Origin of the sequence: Rhodoplanes roseus, from assembly GCF_003258865.1 — a bacterium.
In the GTDB taxonomy this organism is placed as follows: Bacteria; Pseudomonadota; Alphaproteobacteria; order Rhizobiales; family Xanthobacteraceae; genus Rhodoplanes; species Rhodoplanes roseus.
Map to the genome: position 1 here is coordinate 1 of NZ_NPEX01000164.1, position 13,371 is coordinate 13,371.

At 70.0% G+C, this 13,371-nt stretch carries 16 protein-coding genes; 6 read left to right on the forward strand and 10 right to left on the reverse strand.

Annotation, left to right across the window (positions count from 1 at the left end; all coding sequences use genetic code 11):
- Both CH341_RS20235 and olsB read left to right on the forward strand, forming a co-directional pair.
- A partial coding sequence (locus CH341_RS20235) for a response regulator (RefSeq protein WP_146604554.1) occupies positions 1-728 on the forward strand: 728 nt, incomplete at its 5' end.
- A gap of 212 nt (positions 729-940) precedes the next feature.
- A complete protein-coding gene (olsB, locus tag CH341_RS20240) occupies positions 941-1,885 on the forward strand; it encodes a l-ornithine N(alpha)-acyltransferase (RefSeq protein WP_111420790.1) in 945 nt (314 codons plus the stop codon).
- Positions 1,886-1,987: 102 nt separating this feature from the next.
- On the opposite strand, the gene coaA is transcribed toward olsB, so the two are convergent.
- The 7 genes from coaA to hisB form a co-directional block, all read right to left on the reverse strand.
- Positions 1,988-2,953 (reverse strand): type I pantothenate kinase, encoded by a 966-nt coding sequence (gene coaA, locus CH341_RS20245; RefSeq protein WP_111420791.1) that lies wholly within the window; start codon positions 2,951-2,953, stop codon positions 1,988-1,990.
- Between the two features lie 4 nt (positions 2,954-2,957).
- Positions 2,958-3,281, reverse strand: coding sequence for a phosphoribosyl-ATP diphosphatase (locus CH341_RS20250; protein WP_111420792.1), 324 nt, complete (start codon positions 3,279-3,281; stop codon positions 2,958-2,960).
- Positions 3,282-3,338: 57 nt separating this feature from the next.
- Complete coding sequence (hisF, locus tag CH341_RS20255; protein ID WP_111420793.1) at positions 3,339-4,130, reverse strand: imidazole glycerol phosphate synthase subunit HisF; 792 nt, start codon at positions 4,128-4,130, stop codon at positions 3,339-3,341.
- A gap of 90 nt (positions 4,131-4,220) precedes the next feature.
- Entirely contained in the window at positions 4,221-4,967 is a 747-nt protein-coding gene (gene hisA, locus CH341_RS20260) for a 1-(5-phosphoribosyl)-5-[(5-phosphoribosylamino)methylideneamino]imidazole-4-carboxamide isomerase (protein ID WP_210208471.1), read from the reverse strand.
- Complete coding sequence (hisH, locus tag CH341_RS20265) at positions 4,964-5,614, reverse strand: imidazole glycerol phosphate synthase subunit HisH (RefSeq protein ID WP_111420795.1); 651 nt, start codon at positions 5,612-5,614, stop codon at positions 4,964-4,966. Before hisH ends, hisA begins: the two co-directional genes overlap by 4 nt.
- Positions 5,611-6,111, reverse strand: coding sequence for a DUF2628 domain-containing protein (locus tag CH341_RS20270; protein ID WP_111420796.1), 501 nt, complete (start codon positions 6,109-6,111; stop codon positions 5,611-5,613). Before CH341_RS20270 ends, hisH begins: the two co-directional genes overlap by 4 nt.
- Positions 6,112-6,169: 58 nt before the next feature.
- On the reverse strand, positions 6,170-6,763 hold the full coding sequence (hisB, locus tag CH341_RS20275) for an imidazoleglycerol-phosphate dehydratase HisB (RefSeq protein WP_111420797.1): 594 nt from the start codon (positions 6,761-6,763) through the stop codon (positions 6,170-6,172).
- A 241-nt stretch (positions 6,764-7,004) separates the two neighbouring features.
- Here hisB and hslV point away from each other — a divergent pair, with 241 nt between their 5' ends.
- Positions 7,005-7,586, forward strand: a complete 582-nt coding sequence (gene hslV, locus CH341_RS20280) for an ATP-dependent protease subunit HslV (RefSeq protein ID WP_111420798.1) — start codon at positions 7,005-7,007, stop codon at positions 7,584-7,586.
- 74 nt (positions 7,587-7,660) lie between these two features.
- Entirely contained in the window at positions 7,661-8,968 is a 1,308-nt protein-coding gene (hslU, locus tag CH341_RS20285; protein WP_111420799.1) for an ATP-dependent protease ATPase subunit HslU, read from the forward strand.
- Between the two features lie 63 nt (positions 8,969-9,031).
- Here the strand turns inward: hslU and CH341_RS20290 are convergent, their stop codons facing one another.
- Positions 9,032-9,379 carry a 4-fold beta flower protein gene (locus tag CH341_RS20290; RefSeq protein ID WP_111420800.1) on the reverse strand — a complete coding sequence of 116 codons (348 nt, stop codon included), beginning with the start codon at positions 9,377-9,379 and terminating at the stop codon, positions 9,032-9,034.
- A gap of 274 nt (positions 9,380-9,653) precedes the next feature.
- On the reverse strand, positions 9,654-10,166 hold the full coding sequence (locus CH341_RS20295) for a hypothetical protein (protein WP_111420801.1): 513 nt from the start codon (positions 10,164-10,166) through the stop codon (positions 9,654-9,656).
- 287 nt (positions 10,167-10,453) lie between these two features.
- Between CH341_RS20295 and CH341_RS20300 the strand changes: the two genes are divergently transcribed.
- Both CH341_RS20300 and CH341_RS20305 read left to right on the forward strand, forming a co-directional pair.
- On the forward strand, positions 10,454-11,746 hold the full coding sequence (locus CH341_RS20300; protein WP_111420802.1) for a M24 family metallopeptidase: 1,293 nt from the start codon (positions 10,454-10,456) through the stop codon (positions 11,744-11,746).
- A gap of 467 nt (positions 11,747-12,213) precedes the next feature.
- A complete protein-coding gene (locus tag CH341_RS20305; RefSeq protein ID WP_170149732.1) occupies positions 12,214-12,804 on the forward strand; it encodes a phasin family protein in 591 nt (196 codons plus the stop codon).
- Positions 12,805-12,838: 34 nt separating this feature from the next.
- Here the strand turns inward: CH341_RS20305 and CH341_RS34340 are convergent.
- The coding region (locus CH341_RS34340; RefSeq protein ID WP_111420804.1) for an invasion associated locus B family protein at positions 12,839-13,371 on the reverse strand (533 nt) is incomplete at its 5' end.

A 13,371-nucleotide genomic window follows, 5' to 3' on the forward strand; every position in this document is an offset into this window, starting at 1 on the left:
CCATCGCCCGCACGGCCTCGCCCGACGACGACGCCGCCATCCCGGCCGGACGCGGCGTGGATGCGATCCTGATCGACCGCAGCCTCGGGGCCGAGGCGGCCGCCGCCTTGGCGAGCCGCTGGCGCGAGGCCGCGCCGCGCCGCATCGTCATGCTGCGTCCGGGCGAGCGCGGCGAGCTGCCCGGCCTGATGGAGGCGGGCTTCACCGATTACCTGGTCAAACCGGTGCGGGCCGCCTCGCTGGCCGGCCGCCTCGGCATCGCCCTCGACAGTCCCGCGCCCGAGCCGCCGGCCGACCCGGCCCGCCCGCCGAGCGAGCCGCCGGCGTCGCGTGCCGTGCTGGTGGCGGAGGACAACGAGATCAACGCCCTTCTGGTGCGGGCTCTGCTGGAACGCCTCGGCCACCGGGTGACGGTGACGACCGACGGCACCGCTGCGGTCGCCGCCTGGCAGCAGGCCCAGGCCGCCGGACGGCCCTACGACGTGGTGCTGATGGACCTGCACATGCCGGGCCTCGACGGGCTCGCGGCGACCCGCCGCATCCGCGCCCTGGAGGCCGAGCACGGCGCCACGCCGGCGCTGGTCGCCGCGCTGACGGCCGACGCCTCGCCGGCGGAGCCCGACGCCTATGACGGCGCCGGCCTCGACGCCGTGCTGGTCAAGCCGCTCGACCGCGGCCGCCTGGAGCAGCTGCTGGCCGGCCGGACTCGCGGCGCCCTCGCGGCCTGACAGGCGCGGCGAGCGGCTCGCGCTTCAAATCACGTCGGATGCCGTCTCCGGTTTGGTGAGGCCAGCCGGGGCGGAGCGGTGTAGAGTCGTGCGACCACGCGGAGCGGTGTCACAAAACCGTGTCTGCTGCATGCTTACTGATGCGGATCGGCCGGGCGCCGCGAATCGGTGCGGTCGCCGGCGCCGACGCTTGTGAGCCCGGGAGCCCGTCGATGCCGTCCCTCGTGCGCGAGACCCCGCAAAAACGCCTGTTCGGTCGCGTCGCCCATCCGCGGCCCGGCGCCGGCGTTCCGCGGCTCGCCGCCCTGAAAGCCTTCGGCGGGCTGCGCGTCTCCGATCCCCGCCTCAGCCGCTCGGACGAGACGCTCGGCCGAATCGGCTCGCTGGAGGTGCGGCTCGCCCACCGGGCCGCCGAGATCCGCCGCGCCCAGCGCCTGCGCTTCGACGTGTTCTATCAGGAGATGTCGGCGGTCGCCGACGCCGCGACCCTGATCGCGCGGCGCGACGTCGATCCGTACGACGCGGTCTGCGACCACCTGCTCGTGCTCGACCACGCCAAGCCGACCCGCCACGGACCGGCCGTCGTCGGCACCTACCGGCTGCTCCGCCAGGAGCTGGCCGAGCGCTCGGGCGGCTTCTACACGGCCGGCGAGTTCGACATCGCGCCGCTGATCGCGCGCCATCGCGGCCTGAAGTTCCTCGAGCTCGGCCGCTCCTGCGTGCTGCCGCCCTACCGCAACAAGCGCACCGTCGAGCTGCTGTGGCACGGCATCTGGACCTATGTGCTGCGCCACAAGGTCGACGTGATGCTGGGCTGCGCCAGCCTGGAGGGGACCGACCCGGAGGCGCTGGCGCTGCCGCTGTCGTTCCTGCACCACTACGCCCCGGCGCCCGAGGCGTGGCGGGCGCGCGCGCTGCCGTCGCGCTACGTCCGGCTCGACCGGATGGCGAAGGAGAGCGTCGATCCCAAGGCCGCGCTGCATGCGCTGCCGCCGCTGATCAAGGGCTATCTGAGGCTCGGCGCCGTGGTCGGCGAGGGCGCCGTGATCGACCGCCAGTTCGGCACCACCGACGTCCTGGTGACCCTGCCGGTGAGCCTGATCAACACCCGCTATATCGGCCATTTCGGCCCCGGCGCCGAACGCCACGCGGCGTGAGATCATTTACCTGTAGGGCGCAACGAGCGTCAGCGAATCGTACCGCCGCCCCGCGCCTCACGTGTCGGCGCAATTCGCTGACGCTCGTTGCACCCTACCGGATCACAGCCGCCGCAGCGCGACCTCGGCGATGCGGTGGGTCTCGCTCTTCTTCAGGATGAGCGCCGCGCGCTGGCGGGTCGGCAGGATGTTCTCCTCGAGATTGACCAGATTGATCCGCGTCCAGATGTCCGTCGCCATCGTGATCGCCTCGTCGTCGGTGAGCTGCGAGTAGCGGCGGAAATAGGATTTCGGGTCGCGGAACGCCGTGCTGCGCAGCGCCAGGAAGCGCTTCACGTACCAGTGCCGCAGCACGTCCTCGTCGGCGTCGATGTAGATCGAGAAGTCGAAGAAGTCGGAGACGAACGGGATCGCCTTGCCGTCCTTGGGCGCCCGCCCGGTCTGCAGCACGTTGACGCCCTCGACGATCAGGATGTCGGGGCGGTCGATCTCGACCCAGTCGTTCGGCACCACGTCGTAGACCAGGTGCGAGTAGACGGGCGCCCGCACCGGCCGCCGTCCCGCCTTGATGTGCGACAGGAAGCGCAGCAGCGCCGGCAGGTCGTAGCTCTCCGGAAAGCCCTTCCGGTCCATCAGGCCTTCTTGCTGCAGCACCGCATTGGGGAACAGGAAGCCGTCGGTCGTGATCAGATCGACCTTGGGCACGTTGGGCCAGCGGGCCAGCAGGGCCTGCAGCACGCGCGCCGTGGTGGACTTGCCGGCCGCCACCGATCCGGCCACGCCGATCACATAGGGCACCTTGGCGTCGATGGTGTTGAGGAAGCGCTGCTGGGCCCGGAACAGCCGCTGCGTCGCGGCGACGTAGAGCGACAGGAGCCGCGACAGCGGGAGATAGATCTCCTCGATCTCGGCCATGTCGAGCCGGTCGTGCACCGAGCGCAGCCGCGTCACCTCGGCCGGCTCGAGCGACAGCGGCGTGTCTTCGCGCAAGGCCGCCCAGTCGTCGCGCGAGAAGGCGCGGTACGGGGAAAGATGATCGTCCGTTCGGGGTGCGACGAGCTGATCCATGGGGTCAGACATCCTTCCGCGAGGCCTTCTCGTCGAGTCCGGATTGCGCCGTACGGGTTTGCAACACCGCCTCGACGTCCGTGAGGGCAACGTCGCGCGCCTTGAGCAGGACGAGCAGATGGTACAGCAGATCGGCGGCCTCGGCGACGACCCGCTCGCGCGGCTCGCTCGCCCCCGCCAGAACCACCTCGATCGCCTCCTCGCCCATCTTCTTGGCGCAGTGGGCCGCCCCCTTGTCGAGCATCTTGCGGGTGTAGGAGGCCTCGGCGCTGGCGCCCGCGCGCGCCGCGATGATGGCTTCCAGGTCGTGCAGCGTGAAGGCGGTCATGTCGGCCGTGCCGTGTCGGTGAGCGAAAAGGAGCGATAGATCAGCGAGCGAGCCGCGTCAGGGATCGAGCCGCATGGGCAGGCCGGCCGCGGCCATGTGGGCCTTGGCCTCCCGGATGGTGAACTCGCCGAAGTGGAAAATGGATGCGGCCAGCACGGCGGTGGCGTGGCCGTCGCGGATGCCCGCGACCAGGTGATCGAGGCCGCCGACCCCGCCGGACGCGATCACCGGCACCGGCACGGCGTCGGCGATGGCGCGGGTGAGCGGGATGTCGAAGCCGGACCGCGTCCCGTCGCGATCCATCGAGGTGAGCAGGATCTCGCCAGCCCCGAGCGCGACGACCTCCTTGGCGAACAGGACCGCATCGATCCCGGTCGGCTTGCGGCCGCCATGGGTGAAGATCTCCCAAGCGTCCGGCGCGTCCGCTGCCGCCGTGCCCGGACCCGAGACGCGCTTGGCGTCGATCGCGACCACGATGCACTGGTTGCCGAACTTCTCCGCCGCCTCGGCGACGAACTGGCGATTGTTCACCGCCGCCGTGTTGATCGACACCTTGTCGGCGCCCGATTGCAGCAGCGCCCTGATGTCGTCGACAGTGCGCACCCCGCCACCGACCGTCAGCGGCATGAAGCAGGCCTCGGCGGTGCGCCGCACCACGTCCAGGATGGTGCCGCGGTTCTCGTGGCTCGCCGTGATGTCGAGGAAGCACAATTCGTCGGCCCCGGCGGCGTCGTAGGCGATCGCCGCCTCCACCGGATCCCCGGCGTCGCGCAGATCGACGAAGTTGACGCCCTTGACGACACGGCCGTCCTTGACGTCGAGGCAGGGAATGACGCGGACCTTGAACATCGATCGGGCTTCTGTGCAGAGCCGGGCACGGCCGGCGTTGAAGGCTGAGAGCCGGTCAGTCGAATCCCCGGCGGGCGGCCGCCAGCGCGGTCACGGCACCGCTCCGGCGGCCGCGGTGTCGAGCATGGCCAGGGCCTTCTTGGCGTCGAGGCGTCCGTCGTAGAGGGCGCGGCCGGCGATCGCGCCGGCGAGCTTCTTCGCCCGCGGCTCGGTCAGCTTCTCGATGTCGGCCATCGAGGCGAGACCGCCCGAGGCGATCACCGGGATCGAGATCGCCTCGGCGAGCGCGATGGTACCGTCGAGATCGAGGCCGGTCAGCATGCCGTCGCGGCTGATCTCGGTGTAGACGACGGCGGCGACGCCGGCGTCCTCGAACCGCTTCGCCAGGTCGAGCGCCGGCAGGTCGGACACCTCCGCCCAGCCCTGGACGGCGACGCGGCCGCCGCGGGCGTCGAGCCCGACCGCCACGCGGCCCGGGAAGCGCTTCGCCGCCGTCTTCACCAGCTCGGGGTCGCGCACCGCGGCCGTGCCGATGATCACCCGGGTGACGCCCTTCTCCAGCCAGCCCTCGATGGTGGCGATGTCCCGGATGCCGCCGCCGAGCTGCACCGGCACCGAGACGAGCTCGAGGATCCGCTCGACCGCCGCGGCATTGACGGGCTTGCCCGCGAAGGCGCCGTCGAGATCGACGATGTGCAGATACTGGAAGCCGATCTCCTCGAACTGGCGGGCCTGCTCGGCGGGATCGCGGTTGAAGATGGTGGCGCGCGCCATGTCGCCCTGCTCCAGGCGCACGGCGAGGCCGTCCTTCAGGTCGATGGCCGGGAACAGGATCACGGGGCCCACCTCAAAAAATTGGCGATCAGCTTCAGGCCGAGCCGCTGGCTCTTCTCCGGGTGGAACTGGGTTCCGACGGCAGTGCCGTGCGACACGATCGCGGTGACCGGACCGCCGTAGTCGGCCTGCGCCACCAGATCGGCCGGGTTCGCGGCCTTCAGGTGGTAGCTGTGGACGAAATAGGCGTGCAGGCCGTCCGGCCCGGTCGGGATACCGTCGAGCAGCGGGTGCGGCTCGATCGCCTCCAGCGTGTTCCAGCCCATATGCGGGATCTTGAGGGTCGGGTCGGCCGGCGTGATGCGATCGACCTCGCCGGCGATCCAGCCCAGCCCGTCGACGACCTCGTACTCGCGGCCACGCTCGGCCATGAGCTGCATGCCGACGCAGATGCCGAGGAACGGACGTCCTCGCTGCCGCACCGTCTCCTCCAGCGCGTCGACCATGCCGGTGACGGCGTCGAGGCCGCGGCGGCAATCCGCGAAGGCGCCGACGCCCGGCAGCACCACCCGGTCGGCCGTCCGCACCGCCTCGGGATCGCGGGTGACCACGATCGGCTGGTCGTGGCCGCTCTCCCGCGCGGCGCGCTCGAACGCCTTGGCGGCGGAGTGCAGGTTGCCGGAGCCGTAGTCGATGATGGCGACCGTCATCGGCCGCCCCCGGGCAGCGGGAACAGCCCGAGCACGCCGCCGCGACCGCCGGCACCCAGGCGCAGGGCCGGGCCGGTCCGGTCGTCGTCGTAGGCCGGGCGGTCGTAGGCGGGGGCCGCGGCGCGGCCCGAGAAATAGCGCTGCTCGGCGGCTTCGAGATCGTCGGCGACGACGATGCCGCTGTCCCGCCAGCCGCTGCGCAGCAGCGTCCAGCGCCGCAGCGTCGCCGATTCCAGCCCGATCAGCAGCGCGATCAGCGCCGAGACGAGGAGCCGGCCGCCGCCCGGGACCGAGATGGTGGCGTAGATCACGCCGAAGCCGGCCATCACCAGCACCCAGCACAGCAGCACCAGCCAGAGCCGGTGGCGGATCATCCAGAGGGGCCCGAACAGGAAGGCGCCCCAGGAGAAGCCGTCGCGCACGAAGCGCACCCGGTCGGGATCGACCGGCTGGCCGTCCGGCCGGGCAGGGGGCTCCAGCACCGCAAATACCGCCATGATCCGTCCTTGTCGTGGCCACGCGCGCGGGCCGGTCCGCCGCGCGCACCCTCGGCTGTCAGCCGCCGAGGCTTCCCTTGGTCGAAGGGACCTCGTCCCGGGTCCGCGGGTCGATCGCGACCGCCGTCCGGAGCACCCGGGCGAGCCCCTTGAAGCACGACTCCGATATATGGTGGTCGTTGTCGCCGTACAGCGTCTCGACATGCAGGGTCACCCCCGCGTTCATCGCAAACGCCTGGAACCACTCGCGAACCAGCTCGGTATCGAAGTTCCCGATCTTGCCGTTCCGGAACGTGGTGCGGAACACCAGGACGGGCCGGCCCGAGATGTCTATGGCGACCCGGGTCAGCGCCTCGTCCATCGGCATGTGCATGTCGGCGTAGCGGCTGATGCCCTTCATGTCGCCCAGCGCCTGGCGGACCGCCTGGCCCAGCGTGATGCCGACGTCCTCGGCCGTGTGGTGCTGGTCGATATGCAGGTCGCCCTTGGCCTTGATCGCCATGTCGATGCGCGAATGGCGGGCCAGGAGGTCCAGCATGTGATCGAGAAAGCCGATTCCGGTGTCGATCGAGACCTTGCCGGTGCCGTCGAGATCGACCGAGACCTCGACGTCGGTCTCCTTGGTCGCGCGCTTCACGGTTGCGGTGCGCATGGGGTACACGCCTTCATGGCCATGGCGGCGGCCGGGCCCGCGCGATGGCCGGTGGCCGCGGCGCGACATTGAACGCGCGCCTTTTATCAGGGCGGCGGGGGTTCCGCCACTGGGGCAGGCTGCGTATCGGGCAGGGTCGGGTCGCGCCCCCGTCCCGGCGGCCCGGCAGCCGTGCTGCCGCGTCGCGTTGCAAAGGCGCCGGCCGGCCCCTAGATCAGGGCGTCACGAGGTTTCATCTCCCATGCATTCCGAATTCGGGTTTTCCGCCTCCGGGCGCTCCGAGCCGCCGTCCTGGCACGGCACCACCATCGTCACGGTCCGCAAGGGCGGCATCGTCGCGGTCGGCGGCGACGGCCAGGTGTCGATCGGCCAGACCATCGTCAAGGGTAACGCCAAGAAGGTCCGCCGCCTCGCCAAGGGCGACGTGATCGGCGGCTTCGCCGGGGCGACGGCCGACGCCTTCACGCTGTTCGAGCGGCTGGAGGCCAAGCTCGAGCAGTATCCGGGCCAGCTCATGCGGGCCGCCGTCGAGCTCGCCAAGGACTGGCGCACCGACCGCTACCTGCGCCGGCTGGAGGCGATGATGATCGTTGCCGATCCGAAGGTGTCGCTGGTGCTGACCGGCAATGGCGACGTGCTGGAGCCGGAGAACGGCGTGGTCGGCATCGGCTCGGGCGGCAACTACGCGCTGGCCGCCGCCCGCGCCCTGGTCGACACCGATCTGGACGCCGAGACCATCGTGCGCCGCTCGCTCGCCATCGCGGCCGAGATCTGCGTCTACACCAACCGCAACGTCACCGTAGAGACGCTGCCGGTTGGCTGAACCCCGAACGTCCCGCCGCCCGCGGCCGCCGACGGCGCTGCGCCGGGCCCGGCTCTCCTGATGGTGCGCGACCCATGACCGACTTCTCTCCCCGCGAGATCGTCTCCGAGCTCGACCGCTTCATCATCGGCCAGCACGACGCCAAGCGCGCCGTGGCGATCGCGCTGCGCAACCGCTGGCGCCGCCTGCAGCTCGACGAGAGATTGCGCGAAGAGGTGATGCCGAAGAACATCCTGATGATCGGCCCGACCGGCGTCGGCAAGACCGAGATCTCGCGCCGGCTCGCCAAGCTGGCCGGAGCCCCGTTCATCAAGGTGGAGGCGACCAAGTTCACCGAGGTCGGCTATGTCGGCCGCGACGTCGAGCAGATCGTGCGCGACCTCGTCGAGGTCGGCATCGCGCTCACCCGCGACAAGAAGCGCAAGGACGTGGCGGCGCGCGCCCAGCTCGCCGCCGAGGACCGCGTCGTCGACGCGCTGGTCGGCGCCGGCGCCTCCGCCTCCACCAAGGAGACGTTCCGCCGCAAGCTGCGGGCCGGCGAGATGGACGACAAGGAGATCGAGATCGAGGTCGCGGCCGGCGGCGGCGGCATGCCGATGTTCGAGATCCCCGGCATGCCGGGCAGCCAGATGGGCGCCGTGTCGCTGGGCGACATCTTCGGCAAGCTCGGGGCGGGGCGGACGAAGACCCGCAAGGTCACCGTGAAGGACTCCTACGAGATCCTGATCGCGGAGGAATCCGACAAGCTCCTGGACCAGGATCAGCTCGTGCAGGAGGCGATCAGGACGGTGGAGAACAACGGCATCGTCTTCCTCGACGAGATCGACAAGATCTGCGGCCGCGAGAACCGGGGCGGCGCCGACGTGTCGCGCGAGGGCGTCCAGCGCGACCTGTTGCCGCTGATCGAGGGCACCTCGGTGTCGACCAAGCACGGCACGGTCAAGACCGACCACATCCTGTTCGTCGCCTCGGGCGCCTTCCATCTCGCGAAGCCGTCCGACCTCCTGCCCGAGCTGCAGGGCCGCCTGCCGATCCGGGTCGAGCTCAAGCCGCTCACCCGCGACGACTTCCGAAAGATCCTCACCGAGACCGAGGCGTCGCTGATCAAGCAATACGTCGCGCTGCTCGGGACCGAGGGCGTGACGCTGCACTTCACCGACGACGCCATCGACGCGATCGCCGACGTCGCCGTGCTGGTGAACTCGACGGTCGAGAACATCGGCGCCCGCCGGCTGCAGACCGTGATGGAGCGCGTGCTGGACGAGATCTCGTTCGCGGCCCCCGACAAGGGCGGCGAGACCGTGACGATCGACGGCGACTACGTGAACAGCCGGGTCGCGGACCTGGCCAAGAACGCCGATCTGAGCCGCTTCATCCTCTGAGCGCGGCCAGCGCCCCGCCGGCCGTGACCCCGACCGGCGGAACAGACCGGACCACGACCAGGATCAGAACGGCATCTCCACGGCCCAGCTCGCGCTGCGGGCCGGATGGGCCGGTGCGGTCGCGCGGGCGTGCCAGTCGGAGACGACCGGCGCCTCCGGCTCGGCCGGCGACGGCATCTGGGGCGGGCGGATCACGCCGAGACCGAACGCCTCGCTCGCCCACACCACCACGGCACCGCGCGTGTTGCGCATGTGGCCGTGCTTCCACCAGCCGATGTGCTGTCCGTTGCTGGCGTAGACGCTGTGGCCGTCGATGGAGGCCAGGTGGCTGCCGTGCAGGCTGACGATGCGGGCATGCTCGGCTTGGAGCCAGGCCCGCACGCGGCCCTGGCGATCATAAAGGGGTTCCATGGGGTGCTGAATCTCGTCGGGGGTTCCGGTCCGGGCGCCCCCGGGTCTCGAGAGCGCTTCCGAGTTCCTGATATATCACGTTCTTCGCTGATCGAAAAACGCAACAACACATACACGAGCCGCGCGATGCGTTCATATAGCGCGACCAGGAGAAGAACAATAGCCATCATGGATTGCGTATTTGGCATAAGATCGACAAATCAAGCATAAGGAACTCTCACATCGAGCTAATTTCGATGCATGTGCATTGGCGGGCTAATTCTGCGTTTTTTGATCAATTGCGCGAAACGCGCAAAGAGAGGCTGATCCGCGTCACAATGTCGTCCCAGGCCCTCTCCTCGGACTGCGGGTAGGCGACGTAGATGCAGTGCATCGGGCCGGCCGCGCGGCCCGGGAAGTTGCATCGGCTGTAGAAGATCTCGCCCTGGTTCACCCCCGAGACGGCGAAGAACCGGTCGGTGATGCGGCGGTAGTCGATGTCGCGCGCCGAGACCTTCAGGTTGGTGCGTACGAACCGCTCCGGCGTGAAGTTCTCCTGGTTGGGCTCGACATAGACCATCAGCCGGGCGCGTCCGTCGGCCGATCGCAGCTCGACGCCCTCGCCGCGGCGGGCCGGCCCGACCTCCTCGGTGAAGATGCCGGCCGGATAGTCGACCCGCGTGCCGGCCCGATCGGCGAACACCGACCAGCCCGGGCGGTCGAGCCCGGCGGTGCGCTCCTGCGACAGCGCCGGCGTGCCGGCGAAGGCCACCGTACAAGCGACCGCTGCGATGATGCCGAGCCGCATACCGTCCTCCTCTAGTTCTGGGGTGCCGGAACGAGCGTGGTGACGAACGCACGCGACTCGAATCACGTGCCGTCAACGCGACGGCCGCGGGCCGCGTTCCGATCGTCCGCCGCGTCGATCAGATACGGCGCGAGGCGCCCGCGGTTTCGTCGGCGTCGGGCCCGAACACCCTGCGGCCTGCGGCCGCTCGCCGCGCCGTCGCCTTTCTTCCGTCCGCGCCATCACGTATGAATGGGCACCTGCCAAGGCCGGCCGAGACCGCTGCCGAAATCCCCGAGGAGAGCACCATGGACCAGCATCTGCGCGAGATCCGCGCCGAGGACATCAATCCGCGTCACGACTGGGGCCGCGCCCTGCCGGCGCTCGGAACCATGGGCGTCGACTTCGAGGAGCGGGTCGACTATCGCCGGCTGCACCGCTACCGGCTGTCGCGCGCCCGGGCGGCGCTGGAGGCCTCCGAGCTCGGCGCTCTGCTGGTCTTCGACGTCAACAACATCCGTTATCTCACCTCGACCAAGATCGGCGAATGGGAGCGCGACAAGCTGGCGCGCTGGGCGCTGCTGACGCGTGGCGGCGAGCCGATCGTGTGGGACTTCGGCTCCGCCGCGATCCATCACAAGCTCTATGCGCCGTGGCTGAAGCCGGAGAACTGCCGGGCCGGCCTGGTCGGCCTGCGCGGCACCGTCGATCCCGCCTTCGGCCTGATGAAGAAGCACGCCGAGGAGATCGCCGCGCTGCTGCGCGAGGCCGGCGTCGCCGACATGCCGATCGGCATGGACATCGTCGAGCCGCCGATGATGTTCGAGCTGCAGAAGGCCGGCGTGAAGGTGGTCGACGGCCAGCAGGTGCTGCTGGAGGCGCGCGAGATCAAGTCGTCCGACGAGATCGCGCTCCTCAACCGCGCCGCCGCCATGGTGGACGGCGCCTATCAGGTCGTCTGGGACATGCTGCGCCCGGGCGTGCGCGAGAACGACGTCGTCGCCGAGGTGAACAAGTTCCTCTACACGCACGGCTCCGACGACGTCGAGGCGATCAACGCCATCTCGGGCGAGCGCTGCAATCCGCATCCGCACAACTTCACCGACCGCATGCTGCGCCCGGGCGACCAGGCGTTCTTCGACATCATCCAGTCCTTCATGGGCTACCGCACCTGCTACTACCGCACCTTCAACGTGGGCCGCGCCACGCCGGTGCAGCACGACGCCTACAAGCGCGCCCGCGAGTGGCTCGACAACGCCATCGCCCGGATCAAGCCCGGCGTGACGACGGCGCACATCTGCGAGGTGTTCCCCAAGGCGGGCGAGTTCGGCTTCCCGGACGAGCTGTCGGCCTTCGGCCTGCAGTTCGCCCACGGCCTCGGCCTGGCGCTGCACGAGCGGCCCATCATCTCGCGCGTGGTCTCGATGGATCACCCGACCGAGATCAAGGAGGGCATGGTGTTCGCGATCGAGACCTACTGCCCGGCGACCGACGGCTTCTCGGCCGCCCGCATCGAGGAGGAGGTCGTCGTCACCGACAAGGGCTGCCGGCTGATCACCCTGTTCCCGGCCGAGGAGCTGCCGATCGCCGGCAAGTGGTGAGGGCGGCGACACGGCACGCGGTGCCGCGTGCCCGAGCAAAGAGGCGCATCAGGCTTCAGGCCTGATGCGCCGTTCGAGAACGCGACCGTCGCCGGACCCGTGTTCGCAGTCACGATCTTGTCGCGTGACGACCGTATACAGCAGACACCTCAGGTTGCAGAGGCCTCTCGCCCCGTGTAAATTCACCGGGTGAGGTCCGCCTGACGAGGGTGTGACGGGCGAGGCCCGCACAGGCCCCCCGAGCAGATCGGTGCGCAGCAGAACGTCGAGGCGCACGACCCGGGACTGCCGGTCGACCTGACCGGCAGGTCCGAACGCTGATCTTTTTCTGTGCCACGAGAGCCGCGTGAGCCGCGATGGCCCACGCGTGCCCGGTTACGTCGCATGTCCGTTACGTCGCATGTCCGGTTACGACGCGTGCCAGGTCGCGCGACGTGATCAGTCGCATTTCACCAGGAGAGACCCCCATGCTGGACTCGCAGTTCGACACCACCCACGAAGCCCTGCAGCACGCGGTGCGCGACGGCGCGGAGCGCACCGACCGCATCGTCCAGACCTCGGCCGAGGTCGGCAAGCGGGTCGCCCGTGCCGGTGCCGACATCGTGCAGCGGAACGCCGAGACGGTGCAGCATGCGCTGCAGTCGGGCGCCGAGTTCGCGGCCCAGCTCACCGGACGCTCGGCCGGCCATTTCGGCCGCGTCCTCGGCCTGTCGAGCGAGGAGGCTCAGAAGACGGCGCTGCACTCGTCGGACGCCCTCGACGTCGTCGTCCGCTCGACCGCTGCGCTCGCCGAGGCGGCGCAGAGCATCTCGCGCGAATGGGCGAGCTTCACTCACGATCGGCTCGAGCAGAACTTCAATCAGTTCGAGAAGCTGTGGCGCAGCCGCACCCCGCAGGACGTCGTCATCGTCCACAGCGAGCTGCTGCGCGACAATCTGGAGAGCGTCCTGCACTACGCCAAGCGCATCACCGAGACGTCCGTGGAGCTCGGCCACGACGCCGGCAAGCAGGTGAGCGACCTGGTGCAGCGCGCGCAGGAGCGCGTGCGCGCCGCCTGACAGCGGACACGAGACGGCCGCGCGGCGGAGCGTCCTACCGGCACTCCTGGGCGATGCGGTCGAGCGCCTGGGCGAGCCCCTTCAGGGCGTAGACGTCGATCGAGCCGGTGCCGCGTGCCGAGACACCCTTGATGGTCGCGTCGCCGGCGCGGCGCAGCGACTCGATCAGCCGCGGCTCCTCGGCCGCGTTCTTGATCCAGCCGCCGTCGGCCTGGGTATACATGGCGAAGGTGGCGCCGCCGACCTCGAGGCTGGCATCGGCATTGGGCTTGAAGCCGTAGCCGAAGATCACCGAGATCTCGTCCTTGACCCGCTCGGCCGGGCGCGAGGAGACGAACAGGAAGGTCGGATCGCGCGGCCGGTTCGGTGGCTCGGTGTCGGCCCGGCTCGGCTTGGCGAGGGCGAAGCACACCTTGCGGCCGCCCGGGCTCGCCGTGTAGGCGCCCCAGCCGCCGTACTGGCCGAGGAGCTGCGGCTGCGCGCCGCCCGTCATCGCGGCCGGCGGCTGCACCGGCGCCGAGGGCGCCGTGGCGGCGGGCCGCGGTTGCGGCTTGGGCTTCGGCGGCT

What these genes read in the sequence shown, in the direction of transcription:
- olsB (WP_111420790.1), top strand. Translation starts at nt 941, where the DNA reads ATGCCGTCCCTCGTGCGCGAGACCCCGCAAAAACGCCTGTTCGGTCGC.
- coaA (WP_111420791.1), bottom strand. Translation starts at nt 2,953, where the DNA reads ATGGATCAGCTCGTCGCACCCCGAACGGACGATCATCTTTCCCCGTAC.
- CH341_RS20250 (WP_111420792.1), bottom strand. Translation starts at nt 3,281, where the DNA reads ATGACCGCCTTCACGCTGCACGACCTGGAAGCCATCATCGCGGCGCGC.
- hisF (WP_111420793.1), bottom strand. Translation starts at nt 4,130, where the DNA reads ATGTTCAAGGTCCGCGTCATTCCCTGCCTCGACGTCAAGGACGGCCGT.
- hisH (WP_111420795.1), bottom strand. Translation starts at nt 5,614, where the DNA reads ATGACGGTCGCCATCATCGACTACGGCTCCGGCAACCTGCACTCCGCC.
- CH341_RS20270 (WP_111420796.1), bottom strand. Translation starts at nt 6,111, where the DNA reads ATGGCGGTATTTGCGGTGCTGGAGCCCCCTGCCCGGCCGGACGGCCAG.
- hisB (WP_111420797.1), bottom strand. Translation starts at nt 6,763, where the DNA reads ATGCGCACCGCAACCGTGAAGCGCGCGACCAAGGAGACCGACGTCGAG.
- hslV (WP_111420798.1), top strand. Translation starts at nt 7,005, where the DNA reads ATGCATTCCGAATTCGGGTTTTCCGCCTCCGGGCGCTCCGAGCCGCCG.
- hslU (WP_111420799.1), top strand. Translation starts at nt 7,661, where the DNA reads ATGACCGACTTCTCTCCCCGCGAGATCGTCTCCGAGCTCGACCGCTTC.
- CH341_RS20290 (WP_111420800.1), bottom strand. Translation starts at nt 9,379, where the DNA reads ATGGAACCCCTTTATGATCGCCAGGGCCGCGTGCGGGCCTGGCTCCAA.
- CH341_RS20295 (WP_111420801.1), bottom strand. Translation starts at nt 10,166, where the DNA reads ATGCGGCTCGGCATCATCGCAGCGGTCGCTTGTACGGTGGCCTTCGCC.
- CH341_RS20300 (WP_111420802.1), top strand. Translation starts at nt 10,454, where the DNA reads ATGGACCAGCATCTGCGCGAGATCCGCGCCGAGGACATCAATCCGCGT.
- CH341_RS20305 (WP_170149732.1), top strand. Translation starts at nt 12,214, where the DNA reads ATGCTGGACTCGCAGTTCGACACCACCCACGAAGCCCTGCAGCACGCG.